Genomic DNA, 15,905 nt, shown 5'->3' with positions numbered 1-15,905 from the left:
ATGGACGAGCGGCGCCTGCGAGGTGATATTTTCGCGCGAGTAGCGAGATGCGTCCGCAAGACCCGAACATCGGTCGAGACATCCTCGGCGGGCAGTTCCAGATCCTGCAGAAGATCGGGTCGGGCGGGATGGGATCCGTTTACAAAGCGGCCCAGCCAGCGATGAACCGGATGGTGGCCGTAAAAATCCTCCATCCGAAGCTCGCGAACCGCAAAGACCTCGTCTCGCGCTTCCGTCGCGAAGCGCGAGCGATGAGTCATCTGACGCATCCGAACACGGTGAAAGTGCTCCTCTACGGCGAGCTCGAAGATGGGTCGCTGTACATCGTGATGGAGTACTTGGAGGGGAAAAACCTGAATCAAAGCGTGCGCAAAGATGGCCCCATGGCGGCCGAGCGCGCAGTGCCGATCATGATTCAGGTTTGCGGTGCGCTGCAGGAGGCGCATTCGCAGGGGATCGTGCATCGCGATCTCAAGCCGGAGAACATCTTCCTGTCGACGAACGGAGGGCTTCGCGATTTCCCGAAGGTGCTCGATTTCGGTTTGGCCAAAGTGACCGAACGCGAGCTGCGGCCGGGATCGGTGATGCTGACGCAAGAAGGGATGGTGTTCGGGACGCCGGAGTTCATGTCGCCCGAACAAGCGCAGGGCAAAACGCTCGATGCGCGCAGCGACATCTATTCGTTGGCCGTGATCTTGTACGAGATGCTGACGGGCAAGCTGCCGTTCGAGGCGCGCACGCCGATGGAGTACATCCAGCATCACATCACGAAGCCGCCGATCCATCTCGATGTGCGCGTTGCTGGAAAAACCTTTCCGCAAGGCCTCGGAGACGTGCTCGCCAAGGCACTCGAGAAGCGTCCTGAAGATCGATACGCGACGGCGCAAAACTTCGCCGATGCCTTGAAGCCTTACGCGCCGGGTGGAGGTAAGGGTTTTTCCGGAATATTCCCCAAGGACTCCGCAGCGCTCGCGCAAGCGTCGCAAACGCATGCCGAGGCCAAGGCGATTCCCACGCCGAAACCGGTTCAGCCAAGGCCGGCCGACACTGAGCGCACGCCGGCGGTTCCATCGTCGCGAAATGGCGCCCCGGAACCACGCTCGGCTCGTGCAGGTGCCGAAGCGCCCGTCAGCTCGGGCAAACTCGCGCCCGCGCCGCCTCCGCGTGCGCCCATGTCATCGGCGAACAGACTTGGAATCGAAGGTGCTCCGTCTCAGCGCTTGCCGCCTTCTTCCAAACCGATCTCCAAGCCGTCGGACTCGAGCAAAGCAGTGTCATCATCGCCGTCTGCCTTGGTGCTCGCAGCCGTAGCCGTCGGCTTTCTGCTCGTGGGCGTGCTACTCGCCGTCGTGGTGTTGAAGCTCATCCGTTAGTCGGACGAATCCAGCCGCAATCGGCGTTTAGTCGAGTGGCCGAACATGGCGACCGAACAAGCTGCAAAACAATCCGCTGCTTCTCGTGCGTCTCGCAGACGCTGGCGAATCATTCGACGCTGGACACGCCGCATCGCGATCGTGCTCGTGCTGCTCGCGACGGGCGCGATGCTCTTCGTCGCCGGCGCCATCAAGAGCTACGAGGCGGACCTCCCTTCGACCACCGAGCTGCAGAACTACCATCCGCCACAAGTCACTCGCGTGATGGCCAGAAATGGCCAGGTCATCGGTGAGTTGTTCGTCGAACGGCGCACGCTCGTCGACATCGCGAACGTTCCGAAACACGTCATCCACGCGGTTCTCGCCGCCGAAGACGCGTCTTTCTATGAGCACAAAGGACTCGATTATCCCGGCATGCTCAGGGCGCTCTACAAGAACCTTCGCGGAGCAACGGCGAAGCAAGGCGCGAGCACCATCACGCAACAGGTCGTGAAGAACGTGTTGCTCACGTCCGAACGCACGCTCGATCGAAAGATGCGTGAAGTGATCCTGGCGCGGCGCATCGAGCAAGAGCTGACGAAGGATCAAATTCTGGGGCTGTACCTGAACCACATCTACTTCGGTCACGGGCGCTACGGGATCGAAGAGGCGTGTCAGTACTACTTCGGAAAACCCATCGCGAAAGCGACGATTGCCGAGGCCGCACTGCTCGCGGGCATCGTGAAGGGGCCGAGCGCTTATTCGCCGCGAGTGAACTTGGAACGAGCGAAGTCACGACGCACGTACGTGCTCGGACAAATGCTCGCGAAAGGTTTGGCGACGGAAGAAGAGATCAACGCTGCACGCGCGGAACCGGTGACGCTCGTTTCGCCAAGCGAAGTGCTCCGTGAGCTCGCGCCGGAAGTGGTCGAAGAGGCGCGACGCACGCTGCGTGATGTGGTGGGCCCAGAAGCCGATCAGGGTGGCTACACGATCTGGACGACGATCGATCCAGACTTGCAATCGTACGCGCGTGAAGCAGTTCGCAAGAGCCTCGATGGTTACCTCGCGCGTCACAAGCTGGTCCCACCGCTCGCTCCGGGGAAGAAGGAACCGCCCGCATTCGAAGGGGCGCCGTCGACACGCGGGCATCGCGTGTATAGCGGCGTCGTCACGGGGCACGACGACGCGAAGAACCAACTGCTCGTGCGCATCGGCAACGTGAACGGGTTTGTCGAAATCAAACCGACGAAGAGTCGTTACAACCCGAATAGTTTGTTCCCCAGCCAATTTGCGAAGGTGGGCAAGGTACTTCGCGTGAGCCTGGTGGATCCTCAAGACGCGGCCGCTGCCGCGGCGGATCCTCGCGTTGGTGAAAGCACGTTGGATCCATCGGACGAGTTGACGCCTGCGGCACCGCATCTCGCTGCGATGCGACTCGAGCTTGCACCGGAGTCGGCGCTCGTCGCGGTCGACGTGGCGACGCGCGAGATCGTGGCGCTCGTGGGTGGGTACGAAGGCGTCCGAGGTGGCTTGGATCGGTCGCTTGCAAAGCGTCAACCGGGCTCGACGTTCAAGGCATTCGTGTACGGATACGGGCTGCACGCGCGGCTGCTCACGCCTGCGACGCAGATGAAGACGTCGCCCGAATCGATCAACGGCTACCAGCCGCACAACTACGACGAGAGCGAAGGGAAGACGCCGAAGCTTTTGCGTGAGGCGCTCGCACAGAGCGTGAACGTCGCTGCGGTGGATGCGATACAGCGCGTGGGTCCAACGAACGTCGCCGCGTTTGCGAAAGATCTCGGCATCAACTCGAAGCTGGGGACGGACCTTTCGCTTGCGCTCGGTGCTTACGAGGTGACGCCGCGCGAGATGGCTGCGGCGTATGCGACGTTCGCGGCGAAGGGGGAATATCGAAAGCCGCGCCTCATCACGAAGATCACGGGTCCTGGAGGTGTCGAGATCAAGCTCGGCCCCGAGCCCGAACCGCGTCAGGTGATGACGGAGCAAGAATCGTTTGTCTTGTCGAACCTGTTGCGAAGCGTCGTGGAAAAGGGAACCGCAACGCGTGCGAAAGCATTGGGACGATGGGTCGCGGGCAAAACCGGGACGAGCAACGCGTCGAAGGATGCTTGGTTTGTCGGGTACACCCAAGAGATTGCTTGCGCCGTGTGGACGGGTTTCGACGATGCGGCACCCATGGGCCGAGGCGAAACGGGTTCCGTGGCGTCGCTACCTGCGTTCGTGGACTTCATGAAGCGAGCGTTGAAGGACAAACCCGCTCGCACGCTCGAAGTTCCGTCGACGGGCATCGAGACGAGGCTCATCGATCCGGAAACGGGACTGCTCGCCTACGAAGGACAAGAGAATGCGTTCGAAGAGTTTTTCTTGGCGGACACAGCGCCCGATGCGGGCATCGACGCTCCGTTCGATGGCGAAGCAGATGCCGACGTAGACGCGGACGTCGATGAAGCGGGCACGGGGGCAAGCGCGCCCGAGATCATGCCTGCGGCATCGGCAGAACCGACGCTTCCGGTGCCAGAGCCAGAAGAACATGACGAGGCAGACGCGGGGCTCTGAAGCCGGGTCTGGGCTTGTGCGCTCGCTTCGCGCGCGTGAGACGCGCGCTTCGCGAGGCTAGTTTACGATGGGGGGGCCGAGGCTCGGCCCCCCCCGGGATCATTTTGAAACCCGTTCAAACCAAATCGTCTATCGGGCCCGCGCCTTCACGCACGATCACGACTTCGCCCGTCGATAGATCGACGACCGTCGAAGGCACGTTCCCACACGGTCCCGCATCGACGACCAATTCGAGGCCGGGAAACAATTCTTTGATCTCCCACGGATCCACCATGGGCTCTTCACCCGGAGGCGCGGCCGTCGTGCTGATGATGGGACGCCCGAGCTCACGCACGATCGCTTGAGCAACAGGATGCGAAGGCACGCGAATGCCTACGGTCTTCTTGTTCATCTGCACGATCTTGGGGACGTCCCGAGTTGCTTGGAGGACAAAGCAATAGGGACCGGGCAAGAGGCGCCGGAGCACGCGATAGGTAGCGTTCTCGACGATGGCGTACTTGGAGATGTCGGCGAGATCAGGGCAGATGAACGCGAGGTTCTTGTCGCGCTGCATGCCCTTGATTTGGTACAGGCTCTCGATCGCTTGCTTGTTCATCAAGTCGCAACCGATGCCGTAGACGGTGTCGGTCGGATAAGCGATGACACCGCCTTTTTCGAGGATCTCCACGACTCGCTTGATCTTGCGAGGCTCGGGATGTTCGGGATTGATGGGGAGCAGGACGGCCACGGTGTACAAGTGGCGCCGTAAGCGCCCGGTGGGAAGGGAGGTTTGTCGGAGGTTACCGGCGGAGCAGGCTCGGACGTCAGTCCTTGAGTGCCTCGCTGCCGCCGATGATCTCCATGAGTTCCTTGGTGATCGCTGCTTGACGCGCGCGGTTGTATTGGAGCGTCAAACTTTCGACCATTTCCTTGGCGTTCTTCGTGGCCGAATCCATCGCGGTCATACGAGCACCGAGCTCGCTGGCCATCGATTCGTACAGCGCACGCAGGATCGAGATGTCGACGTACATCGGCACGAGCACTTCGAGCAAAGCGCTCGGGGTCGGCTCGAACGTGAACTCGGTCGCTTCGAGTCCAGCACTCTTCTCGGGCTGTGCTTCAGGTTGTGCGACAGGAAGCAGGCGCTCGCAAACGACCTGCTGGCTCATCGCACTCTTGAACTCGTTGTAGACGAGATAAATGCTGTCGACCTCGCCCTTGTTGAAGGGCTCGAGGATCGTCGCACCAACACGCTCGGCCGTTTCGAGTTTCAAGTTCTCCCAAATGCCGGGCAAGTGCTCGAGGCCCGGAGCACCTCGTCGAGACATGTAGTCACGGCCTTTGCGACCGATGACGACCATCCGAACGTCCTGCCCCTGCTCGACACGCGTCTTCCACTCACGCTCGGCGCGCTTGTTGATGTTCGTGTTGAACGCACCGCAAAGACCGCGATCGCTCGTCAGCACGACGAGCAGCACTCGACGCTCGGCACGTTCCACGAGCAAGGGATGCAGCGACTGATCGAGCGCTCCTTCGAGTGCGTCGGGAGAAACCCCCTCGGTCGCCGCACGCATCGATCGCGTGATGGCACTGAGCACCTCTTGCGTTTTGATCGCGTAAGGTCGCAGTTCGGTGATGCGTTGCTGAGCGCGGTTGAGACGCGCGCCAGCGACCATCTTCATGGCGCGCGTGATCTTCTGCGTCGAACGAACGCTCGTGATGCGCTTGCGAATCGCTTTGAGCGAAGGCACGGCTTACTTCGCTTTCTTGGCCTTCTTCGAGGCTTTGGTTGCAGGCTTCGCTTCCGCCGACTCTTCCTCCTCGGCAGCAGCCTTCTGCTTGCCTCCAGGAACGAAGGTCTTCTTGAAAGCTTCGATGGCCTTGTTCATCCGCTCTTTGAGATCGTTGTCGAGCGCCTTCTTCTCGGCGATGTCCGTGAGCAACGTCTTGTGCTTGGACTCGACGAACGCATAAAGCTCTTGCTCGAACTGCGCGAGCGAGTCGATCGGCAGATCATCCACGTAGCCGTTGGCGCCGGCGTAAATGATGAGAATCTGCTTTTCGACCGACAGCGGCACGTACTGGCCTTGCTTCAAAAGCTCGACCATGCGCGCGCCACGCTCGAGCTGCTTGCGAGTCTTCGCATCGAGGTCCGAAGCGAACTGCGCGAAAGCCGCCATGGCGCGGTACTGCGCAAGGTCGAGACGAAGCGTACCGGCAACGCTCTTCATCGCTTTGATCTGCGCGTTACCACCGACGCGGCTCACGGAAATACCGACGTTGATGGCCGGACGAACACCCGAGAAGAACAAGTCCGACTCGAGGAAGATCTGTCCGTCCGTGATGCTGATTACGTTTGTCGGAATGTACGCCGACACGTCACCAGCTTGCGTCTCGATGACGGGAAGCGCGGTGAGCGACCCGCCGGACCACGTGTCCTTGATGATCTCGTAGTCGCCGCCCTGCTTCTTCAGGTTCTCGAGGCTGTGCTTGGCTTCCTCTTTGCCGAGCTCGCCCATGTGGATCTTGCCGTCGGCGCCACGGAAGTTGCGATCGCCTGGAGGCGGCGCGGAGGCGCCTTTCTTCACGACCCAGAAAACGTCGGCCATCTTGGCGGCGCGTTCGAGCAGGCGTGAGTGCAAGTAGAAGACGTCGCCCGGATACGCTTCGCGGCCCGGCGGACGGCGAAGGAGCAGCGAGAGCTGGCGGTACGCGACGGCTTGCTTGGAGAGATCGTCGTAGATGCAGAGCGCGTGGCGGCCGGTGTCGCGGAAGAACTCGCCCATCGTGACGCCGGTGTACGGCGAGATGTACTGCAAGGGAGCCGTTTCCGAAGCCGAGGCGACGACGATCGTCGTGTACTCCATGGCGCCGTAGGTCTCGAGTTTGTCGACGACCTGGCGAATGGTGCTGAGCTTCTGGCCGATGGCGACGTAGAAGCAGTAAACGCCCTTGCCCTTCTGGTTGATGATCGTGTCGACCGCGACGGCGGTTTTGCCGGTCTGGCGGTCGCCGATGATGAGCTCGCGCTGACCGCGGCCGATCGGGATCATCGCGTCGATGGCCTTGATGCCGGTCTGGAGCGGCTCCTTGACGCCTTGACGTTCGATGATGCCCGGCGCCTTGATCTCGACGCGGCGACGCTCTTTCGAATCGATGGGGCCCTTGCCATCGATGGGCATACCGAGCGCGTTGACGACGCGACCGACGACGGCTTCGCCGACGGGAACGTCGAGAATGCGGCCCGTGCGTTTGACCGAGTCGCCCTCTTTGACGGCGCTCGCGTCACCGAAGATCGCGCAACCGACGTTGTCGGCCTCGAGGTTGAGCACGAGCCCGGCGAGTGTCTGGCCATTGGACCCGACAAACTCGACGAGCTCACCGGCCATCGCGCGGCTCAGCCCGTACACACGAGCAATACCGTCGCCGGTGGTGAGCACCGTGCCGACCTCGGTAACGAGCGCGGCCTTGTCGATGTTCTGGATCTGCTTCTTGATGATCTGGGAAATCTCTTCGGCTCTGAGCTGCATGGGGAGTCCTCGATCCGGGGGGCGATAGTCGAAACCCGGGGGGGCTTAGGTACGAAGCAGAGAATCGCGGAAGCTTTCGAGGCGAGCCTTGACGCTTCCGTCGATCACCTGGTCGCCGATGCGGGTGACGATGCCCGCAATGAGCGATGGATCCTGCCTGTGAGAAATAACGACCTTCTTGCCGGTCGCGCCCTCGAGTTCGGCGCGAAGTTTGGCGAGAAAACTTTCATTGAGAGGCGTTGCGCTCGTGACTTCCGCGCGGAGGACCCCCGCATCGTCATCGACGAGCTTCTCCAACTGACGAACCATTTCGGGCAACGCAGACAACCGCCGGCGCTGCGCCAAAAGACGCAACGTCGAAAGCGCCGTCGGCGACATGCTCATCTTCTGGCCGATCTCCACGAGCACGGCCTCCCGCTGAGCTTCGCTGACGAGCGGGCTTTCCAAGACCATGCGCAAATCTTCCGACTTCTCGTAACCGCCCGAGAAGTCCGCGAGATCACGCGCGATCGTGGACAAATTCTTTTCCTCTTTGCCAAGCTCGAAGACGGCACGCGCGTAACGCCTGGCAATCGCTTCGGTGCTCATTGCTTGCCTCCGACCTGGCTCGAGATGCGACTACTGGCCATCGCCGTGCGCAACGACGCGAGATAGTCCTCGCTCATCCGATCGATGTCCGCCTGCGCGGTTCGCTTGCGAATGATCTCTTCGGCTGCTGACGTCGCATCCCCCACTGCTTGCTGCATCAGCGCAATCCGAGTTGCTCGCAGTTCCTGCTCCACACGGAATTCCGCATCGCGACGCATGCGCGCCCGACGCTCTTCCGCCTCGGCCACGATGTGCTTCTTCTCGACCTCCGCTTGCGCCGCATATTCAGCCTTCAGCGCCTTCAGCGTGTCCTGAATCTGGTCGAACTTGTCCTCGTACTCGGACAACCGCTTCTGCGCATCACGCTCGAGACGCGCTGCCGTCTCGATCTCGGACATGATGCCCTGCTTGCGCTTGACGAGCGCTTCGCCAATTGGTTTGCGCCCAAAGCGATAGACGATGTAACCGAGAACGGCGAGGTTCAAGATCGACGCCAATAGCGGCGTTTGCTGGTTCTTCTCGTCGCACGGGTTCGTCGGGTTGTGGTAGCGCCACAAAAGCTTGTCGACGAAGCTCGGCGACTGCGACTTGACGTTGTCGACGCCGATCATGCCGTGCCACCAGTTGATCTGGTCGAAGTGCGGCGCGTCCTCGGGACCATGGCCGGGACAATGCCCAGCGCCATGGCCACCAGCGTCGGCGTGATCATCGTGCACGACCGGTGGTGCAATGGGCCGCGCTTGCGGCTGCAAACGGCCCTGCCCCGGCATACCGGGTCGCCCTGCTTGACCGGGCATCGGCCTTGCCGGGAGCTGACCAGGCATTCCACCCGGACGAACCTGGTTCGGATCGAGACGACGCACGGGAGGCGGCGTATCGAGCGGCGGATGGCCCGCGGGCAAACCCTGGTTCGGGTTCGGCGGCGTCTGCGCGAACGCGCTCGCGGCAAAAAGACCCGACGCCATCAAGACCGCGGCGCCGATGGCTCGCGTTCGCCTACCAAAGACGTACACGCGCGACCTCATCGCCCTACCTCCCGCCCAAGCACACGCGAAGCAATGTCGGCGGCGTGCGTCGATTGCGCCTCTGCAAGGTCCTTCTTCATCTGCTCGACTTCCGCGTTGATCCGCACTTTGCCGGTCTCGAGAATCCGAGCCACGTCGGCGCGAGCTTCGTCCATGATCTTGGCCTCGATCTCCTTCGCCTCGCGACGAAGCCGCTCACGCTCTTGATTGGCCTCGACGCGCACTTTGTCGAGCTCGGCCTCGTAACGCTGAGACAGCTCACCCGCTTTGGCGTCCATGCGACGCGCGTTTTCCTTTGCTCCCTCGGTACGCCGTTCACGTTCGGCAAACACCTTGAGCAACGGATCGAAAAGCAGCGGGCGCAGAACGAGAATGAACGCCGTGAAGAGGATGAACTGCGCGATGAACGTCGCGTCGAAATCGACGGTGATCGTCGAGGCGAATAGTCTGGATGCGAGAAGGTGGTTCACGGGATCCGACAGTCTCCAGATTTGCCCTCGCCATAGGTCCGCAAAACCAAAGAGCCAAGGCTTGGATCGCCTTTAGTTGCTCCGAAGCGATGCAGACTGCGCGAGAGGTACTGAGGTGTGTCCTCTCGTCGGGCGCGGGGCCAACTAGCACATGGACATGGACACGGAAAGCGTCTTTGACGAAAGTGCCCAGCGAGCTGGCCCGAGCATGGATCAAGTCGAGACGAACGCGCAACGAATGCGCGATTTCACGTGGTCCAGTCCTCACAGCGTAGGTGCGGGTACGGGCGAAATGACTCGACCCGCCGTGTGACCAGGGTGAAGTCGTGCGTCACGGCAATGGCCGCGATCATGACGTCGTCCGTGCTGGCCTCCGGAGCCACGGTGCAGCGGAACTTGGCGAACGATTGGGACGCGAGCGTGTCGAAAGGAGCCACTTTGATGGCCGCAACGAGACGAATGACGTCCTGCATGAGCCTCGCTTTGCGCGTACGACGAGCCGCAATGAGGATCTGACTGACGGTGATCGACGTGGTCCATCGATCCGCCGTGGGCACCATCGAGAGACGCTTGACGAAGAGCGGCGAAGGTACGGCCCGCAAGACTTCGGCAAGCGATGGCGTGTCGAACAAGTACGCCATGGCTACCCTCGGTTCCAAAGACTGGTTTGCGCTAGGTCGACGAACAACGAATCGACGAAGTCGTCGTGCCGACAGGTGCCACAAAGCGCAAGCAGCGGATCTCCTCCTCCGGCAGCGGGATCGGGTGGATCGATCTTGTCGAGATCCGAGATGGGGACGATCGCCGCTACGGGTTGTCCGTCACGCAGGACGACGGAACGAGCGAGCGCGCGCTCGGCCGCATCGACCGCATCGAGACAGTGAGCGGGCAAGTCCGCCAAAGGAATGCCGTACTTCTGCGCCACGGGGTCCATACCTAGCGGATCGGTCGGCGCTCGTCACGGAGAGCCATCAGCCAAAGAGCGCCGCAAGCATCCGCTCTAGATCCCGCAGCGCAGCATCGACCTCCGTGTCGGTCGTGCGGAATGGAAGCAGCGCTGGCTTGGCATCGAGCGATGCATCCTTCGAAGCCTTCGCCAAAGGCAACTCGGCTTGTTCAGCACGCAACGCGAGCGCTGCGTGAGGATTGCGGAACCAATCCTCGTCGAAACGTTCGACGAGCGATTGCTTGTCGGACATCGCGAGCAGCGTCCCGAGTAGCCTCGTGGGATCGCTCGGCCCTAGTCGCGGAAGGACAAACGCGACGTCACTCGGAAACGAGATCCCAAACGCGCGGTCGGTGAGCTCTTCGAAACGTTCGCGCCGCGCTCGTGCCGACGAAAGCACTTCGCCTCGCATGAGCACGCGCACGGCATCCATGCGCAACGTGCTCACGAGCGCATGCGCGATGTCGCGCGCTTGAGCGACCGCACGCGTGCGACCAAGACCCAGTGCGCGCCTTCCAAACAAAGGATCCGCGGGCAAGCCTCCGAACAGCGCAGCGCGCCTTTCCACACGCAAGTCGAACGGCGATCGTTTGAACACAAACGGTGCCGATCGAGGCACGTCCGTTTCGGCATACGCTCGGCCAAACAGCGCGAGTGCCCGGACAAACGACGACGCACCAAGCGGCCTCGGAGGATCGAACGCGGGAAGCGCCAGACCATCGAAGAGCCCCGTGCCCGCGAAGAGCTCGGTGAACCATCGCAGCGTCAAACGCGCCGGCCAACCTTCACCGGCACCTCGCGCAAGACCGAACGCAATCACGTCGTCCCACCGCTGCAATGCTCGCGGCACGAACTCGGCCGTCACGTCGAGCACGCGTTCGGCAAGACGCGCAAGCGAAGTCGCTGGCTCGAGCGGCACTTCGAGCGCATCGGGGTCGTCGACACCGAGCCGACGAATCGCCTCCGCACGACGTTCCGCCAAGACAAACTCGGCATCGCGCAGGTGTCTTGCGCCCGTCGCCAAGGCATCGGCGTAGAAGCGACGACGATCGGAGATGGGCTCGGTGAGCAACCGATCGATGACCGTTCGCGGAGACAAACGGTCTGGTTCGAGATCGGGGACTTCGATCGATGGAGCATGCAGCGCTTCTGCTGCTCGCACGCGCGCAGGCCACCCGACGCGTTCGAGCACGAGCGCGTACACCCACGCGCGCGCCGCTGCGAGGATCGGATCCTTCGAGCGCTCGCCAAGCTCGATCCACATCGATCGCGTGGTCACGGCGCGATGCGCTTCGAGCACGTTGCGCCGACTGGCTCGAGCGTCCTTGCGGAGCGCTCGTTCGGCCATGCGCCAATCGGTTGCGGCGCTTGCGATTCGCTCATCAATTTCGTGCGGCGCGAGATCCATGGAGCTTCACCCGTGAATGGTTGGTTCGGTACCGAGACGCCGGACGAGCTCGCCTTCGGCACGCGCCATCCCTTCGAGACGCCGGCGCACGATCGCGCTGTCGCCCTTCACCGACTCGGCAAGATCCACGAACGTGCGGTAGTGCCGCGCTTCGGATGCAAACAAGTCTTCATAAAAGGAGACGAGCAAAGGTTCATCCCCACGAACCCGAAGCGCATCGGTGACGAGCTTGAACCGTTCGCACGATCTCGCTTCGATGATGGCTGCAACGAGCAATCGATCGACGAGCGGATCCTCGGGCGCACCATAACGACCCACCTTCGCCAGCTTGCGTAGCTCGGCCGCGTAAACGTCGGTCTCGGGCTTGCCGAGCGTGATGCCTCGTCGAGCCAGCTCGTCGAGGACCGCGCGAAAGTGCCGAAGCTCTTCCTCGGCAAGCAAGGCCAGCTCGCGAGCGACTTCGGCGTATTCGGGAAAGCGCGCGGCGAGCGAAAGCGCGTTGGATGCAGCTTTCATTTCGCAATGCGCGTGATCCCGCAGAAGCAGTGGCAGGTTGGCGAGGGCAACATCCGCCCAGCGCGGATCGGTCGGTTGAGTCAGGCAGAGCACGACGAAGCGAGGTATGGCACGGCTCTGCGCCGAGGGGCAGCGGGGTCGCGGAAGGAATTAGAGCGCGTTGCTGGTGCGCCCGGCGAGCAGAGCGCTCGACTCGAGGTGATACGTCAGGCTGAGGGCGATCATGGTGGAGTTGATCGTGGTGGAGAGCGTGCGACGAACGCCGAGCTCGGCGCTCAGCTCGGTGCTCACGTAACCAACGCCGCCCGAGACCGCGTGAACCTGAGCACCGTGATCGTATCGATAGCCGAGACGCAGGGGGTACTTGTTGGCCACGAGGTATTCACCACCGGCCATGGCGCGCCATGTGACGTCGGACCAGGAGTCGAAGTCCACGACCCCATCGACTTCGATCGAAAAATCCTTTGTGCCGTAACCAATGCCACCACCGACCGTCGTAGGTAGGAGCGAGTGATCAGGGTGCGTGAGGTTCTGCCCAACGACACCGATGTGCAGTGATTGCCCGATACGAAGGGTGGCGCCGACGTCGAAGGTGAAGGTGTCGACGAAGGGCTTGCGCTGTCCTTCGTCGAGGAGACCTCCCGAGACGGGGCTGTAGGTCTTGGCGACCGAATCATCGAGGATGCCGAAGCCGTCCTGGATCATGCGCAGGTACCGCATGCCGACCCCGAGGAAGAAGCGATCGCCGAAGGGATAGGCGGCAGCGGATCGGATATCGGTGAACACGCGATCAAGGCCGTCGGGATCGATGACCCCACCAGTGAACGATGCGCCACCGGCAACACGCGTCGACGAGGTAATCGAATCGATCGCCGTGGCGGTGCCGAGCGCTCGAGTTGCTTCGGGCGTGAACTGTCCACTCGCCTCGAGGTGATAAAGGCGCGTAAGGGGCATGTTGGCGGGGTTTACGAAAATGGCCGTCGTGCCATTGCCGAGCGCGCGCAGCGCCCCACCCATGGCAAGGCTTCGAGGCGTCTCGTTTTCACCGTAGGAGTAAGCGAGCGGCGGGAGGAGCTTCGAGTCCTCGGCCTGCGCCACCTTTGTGAAAGATCCCGCCGCCAGCGCGACGAAGATCGCCAGAGCTCCCGCCGTGCTCGAGATCCGCATGACGGGGGGCATAATCACAAATCGAGGTGAAGGGCAACTTCTTGTCAAAAAGCGCGAAGGACGGAGTACACGCGGAACGTCGACTCGCCGAAAGCATGGAAAGAACGATGAATATTCCCTCTTGACGTCCGCCCGATGTCATTCGGGGCGCTCGTTCAATGGGGTTCAGGCAAGATCCACCTTGGGAAGCACGAGACTTGACTGGGTCATCGTGCCGTCACGCGAACGTGACCGGACGCGAACATGGTTATGCAGTCCGTTGATCCATGAAAAACCATTGCAATATCGAACGGTTATGGCGATCCACGCAGTTCGGGATGGACGCCCGACCCGACCCGGTGCTACGTCGGTTCCGTCTTCGCCGTCGCCCCCTGCAAAGCCTGAAAGGGCTCGGGATCCTCCTGATTGGTTGTGTGCAACATCACCGCATACGGAGCAAGGGGCTGGCGTGGTCATCATTGCCTTCCGTAACGAGGCATTTCGACGAACCGATCGTGGGCTTGGGACGCGATCTCGAGATCGTGTTGGCAAGAGAAGAAGAGCTCAGTCATTCGGCGAGTTTCTGCCCGGTGCCCGGTCATTGATTCAGTACCCTCGGGAAAAGGCGGTTTGTCTGTGGATAACCTGTGGACAAATTTGGGAGACGACCTGCGTGGGAGAAATTCCTTATTGGAATCGATAGGATAGCGAACCGGTGTGCCGAGACGGGTTGTGGAAAAACTGGGCATGCGCCTGTTGATTTTCCACGGTGGATGGTTTGCAGCGGATTTCGGGCAGCAATGACGATGGCGATTGACGAGGCACGAGAGATTTTCGACCGAGCCGTCGAGTACACGCGGGCACTTTCCCCCGCAACATTCGATCAGTGGTTCGGCGGTGTGCAATACGACGACCTCACCGACGGCGTCCTATCGCTACGGGTGCAAAACGAATTTGTCCTCGAGTGGGTAAAAACGAACTTCTTGCCGACGATCATCGACAAGATCCGCGAATCGACCGGGTGGAGCGTCCAGGTTGCGTGGACGATCGATCAACATTTGCAAAGACCCATTTCGAACGTGCCGCCCATGCCACCCGTACGCCCGCGCGCGATCGCGGTGCGCCCTTCGTCGACGACGCCTCCGCCCGCAGACGCCGCCTCCCCTGCCCCGGCTACGACGACCATCATCGCGCAACGAAAAGTTTCGCTCCCCGATGATTTGAACACCAAACACACCTTCGCGACCTTCGTCGTCGGCCCCTCGAATCAGCTCGCCCACGCCGCTGCCGTTGCAGCCGCAGGCGGGGCAGGTCGCCGCTACAACCCGCTCTTCATCTGCGGCGGCACGGGCCTCGGCAAGACGCACCTCGTCCATGCCATCGCCCATCGCGTCCACCAGGATCGCCCGACCGCGCGCATCATTTACGTATCGGCCGAGCGATTCACGAACGACTTCATCACGGCGATCCAGCACCATCGGATGGACGAGTTCCGCGCTCGGTACCGCGCCAACTGCGATGTGTTGCTCGTCGACGACATTCAGTTCTTGGCCGGGCGCGAGCAAACGCAGGAAGAGTTTTTTCACACGTTCAACGCGCTGCATGGTCTCGACCGGCAGATCGTGGTCACGAGCGACAAGTACCCGCAAAACCTCGAACGCATGGAGGAGCGGCTCGTATCGCGTTTCTCCTGGGGCCTCGTAGCGGACATTCAAGCGCCCGAATTCGAGACGCGTGTCGCCATCGTGCGAAACAAAGCGCAGCTCGAAGGCATCGACTTGCCCGACGACGTCGCGCTGTTCCTTGCGCAAGTCATTCGATCGAACGTTCGCGAGCTCGAAGGCACCCTGATTCGCCTGGCCGCGAAATCGTCGCTCACCAACCGGCCTGTGGATCTCGCCTTTGCGCGAGCCGAGATCACCGCAGCGGTACCTCGCGCGCAAACGATGAGCGTGGAGGACATTCAGCGGGCCGTCTGCCACCACTTTCACCTGCGATCGATCGATTTGACATCAAAGGACCGGCACAAGAGCATCGCGTTTGCGCGTCACGTCGCGATGTATTTGTGCAAGCAGCGCCTGAAGGTTTCTTTTCCCGAAATCGGCCGAGCTTTCGGAAATCGCGATCACACGACCGTCATGAGCGCCGTGCGCAAAATCGAAGCGCAACGCGATACCGATCCGCACGTGCGAGCTCACATCGAAGCACTCGAACGAAAACTCGCCGGAGATTCGTAAACGGGTCTAGATCTGCGCGCTCGCTTCGCGCGCGTGGGACGCGCGCTCGCGAGGCCTAGTTTACGATGGGGGGTCCGAGGCTCGGCCCCCCCATACCCCCCGAATTTGCGTCATTCAGACGGAAC

The 15,905-nt window shown here is 61.7% G+C and carries 13 protein-coding genes and 1 pseudogene; 3 read left to right on the top strand and 11 right to left on the bottom strand.

Going from position 1 to position 15,905, the window contains the following annotated elements; all coding sequences use genetic code 11:
* Nucleotides 1-47 precede the first annotated feature (47 nt).
* A pseudogene (locus IPM54_24680) lies at nt 48-1,001 on the top strand (serine/threonine protein kinase).
* 417 nt (nt 1,002-1,418) lie between these two features.
* On the top strand, nt 1,419-3,935 hold the full coding sequence (locus tag IPM54_24675; GenBank protein MBK9262986.1) for a PBP1A family penicillin-binding protein: 2,517 nt from the start codon (nt 1,419-1,421) through the stop codon (nt 3,933-3,935).
* Nucleotides 3,936-4,050: 115 nt separating this feature from the next.
* Here the strand turns inward: IPM54_24675 and IPM54_24670 are convergent, their stop codons facing one another.
* The 11 genes from IPM54_24670 to IPM54_24620 all read right to left on the bottom strand — a co-directional run bounded on the left by IPM54_24670 (nt 4,051) and on the right by IPM54_24620 (nt 13,351).
* Nucleotides 4,051-4,662 (bottom strand): threonylcarbamoyl-AMP synthase, encoded by a 612-nt coding sequence (locus tag IPM54_24670; GenBank protein ID MBK9262985.1) that lies wholly within the window; start codon nt 4,660-4,662, stop codon nt 4,051-4,053.
* Between the two features lie 76 nt (nt 4,663-4,738).
* Nucleotides 4,739-5,665 carry an ATP synthase F1 subunit gamma gene (gene atpG, locus IPM54_24665; GenBank protein MBK9262984.1) on the bottom strand — a complete coding sequence of 309 codons (927 nt, stop codon included), beginning with the start codon at nt 5,663-5,665 and terminating at the stop codon, nt 4,739-4,741.
* 3 nt (nt 5,666-5,668) lie between these two features.
* Nucleotides 5,669-7,444 (bottom strand): F0F1 ATP synthase subunit alpha, encoded by a 1,776-nt coding sequence (locus IPM54_24660; GenBank protein MBK9262983.1) that lies wholly within the window; start codon nt 7,442-7,444, stop codon nt 5,669-5,671.
* Between the two features lie 45 nt (nt 7,445-7,489).
* On the bottom strand, nt 7,490-8,032 hold the full coding sequence (gene atpH, locus IPM54_24655) for an ATP synthase F1 subunit delta (GenBank protein ID MBK9262982.1): 543 nt from the start codon (nt 8,030-8,032) through the stop codon (nt 7,490-7,492).
* Nucleotides 8,029-9,057 carry a F0F1 ATP synthase subunit B gene (locus IPM54_24650; protein MBK9262981.1) on the bottom strand — a complete coding sequence of 343 codons (1,029 nt, stop codon included), beginning with the start codon at nt 9,055-9,057 and terminating at the stop codon, nt 8,029-8,031. The genes atpH and IPM54_24650 overlap by 4 nt, the downstream gene beginning before the upstream one ends.
* The gene (locus tag IPM54_24645) at nt 9,054-9,527 is read right to left on the bottom strand and encodes a H(+)-transporting ATPase (GenBank protein MBK9262980.1); all 474 of its coding nucleotides are present in this window, start codon (nt 9,525-9,527) and stop codon (nt 9,054-9,056) included. The genes IPM54_24650 and IPM54_24645 overlap by 4 nt, the downstream gene beginning before the upstream one ends.
* Before the next feature lie 248 nt (nt 9,528-9,775).
* Entirely contained in the window at nt 9,776-10,168 is a 393-nt protein-coding gene (locus IPM54_24640; protein MBK9262979.1) for a hypothetical protein, read from the bottom strand.
* A 2-nt stretch (nt 10,169-10,170) separates the two neighbouring features.
* A complete protein-coding gene (locus IPM54_24635; GenBank protein MBK9262978.1) occupies nt 10,171-10,452 on the bottom strand; it encodes a hypothetical protein in 282 nt (93 codons plus the stop codon).
* Between the two features lie 46 nt (nt 10,453-10,498).
* Nucleotides 10,499-11,881 carry a hypothetical protein gene (locus IPM54_24630; GenBank protein MBK9262977.1) on the bottom strand — a complete coding sequence of 461 codons (1,383 nt, stop codon included), beginning with the start codon at nt 11,879-11,881 and terminating at the stop codon, nt 10,499-10,501.
* A 6-nt stretch (nt 11,882-11,887) separates the two neighbouring features.
* Nucleotides 11,888-12,490: a tRNA-(ms[2]io[6]A)-hydroxylase gene (locus IPM54_24625; protein ID MBK9262976.1), complete on the bottom strand. Its 603-nt coding sequence runs from the start codon at nt 12,488-12,490 to the stop codon at nt 11,888-11,890.
* 57 nt (nt 12,491-12,547) lie between these two features.
* Nucleotides 12,548-13,351 carry a hypothetical protein gene (locus IPM54_24620; protein MBK9262975.1) on the bottom strand — a complete coding sequence of 268 codons (804 nt, stop codon included), beginning with the start codon at nt 13,349-13,351 and terminating at the stop codon, nt 12,548-12,550.
* A 992-nt stretch (nt 13,352-14,343) separates the two neighbouring features.
* Here IPM54_24620 and dnaA point away from each other — a divergent pair.
* On the top strand, nt 14,344-15,780 hold the full coding sequence (gene dnaA, locus IPM54_24615) for a chromosomal replication initiator protein DnaA (GenBank protein ID MBK9262974.1): 1,437 nt from the start codon (nt 14,344-14,346) through the stop codon (nt 15,778-15,780).
* The last annotated feature ends 125 nt before the right edge of the window (nt 15,781-15,905 follow it).

The sequence above is a fragment of the Polyangiaceae bacterium genome, assembly GCA_016715885.1.
Classification (GTDB): domain Bacteria; phylum Myxococcota_A; class Polyangia; order Polyangiales; family Polyangiaceae; genus Polyangium.
Note: the sequence above shows the minus strand (reverse complement) of the source record. Positions and strands in the feature narration are given on the sequence as shown.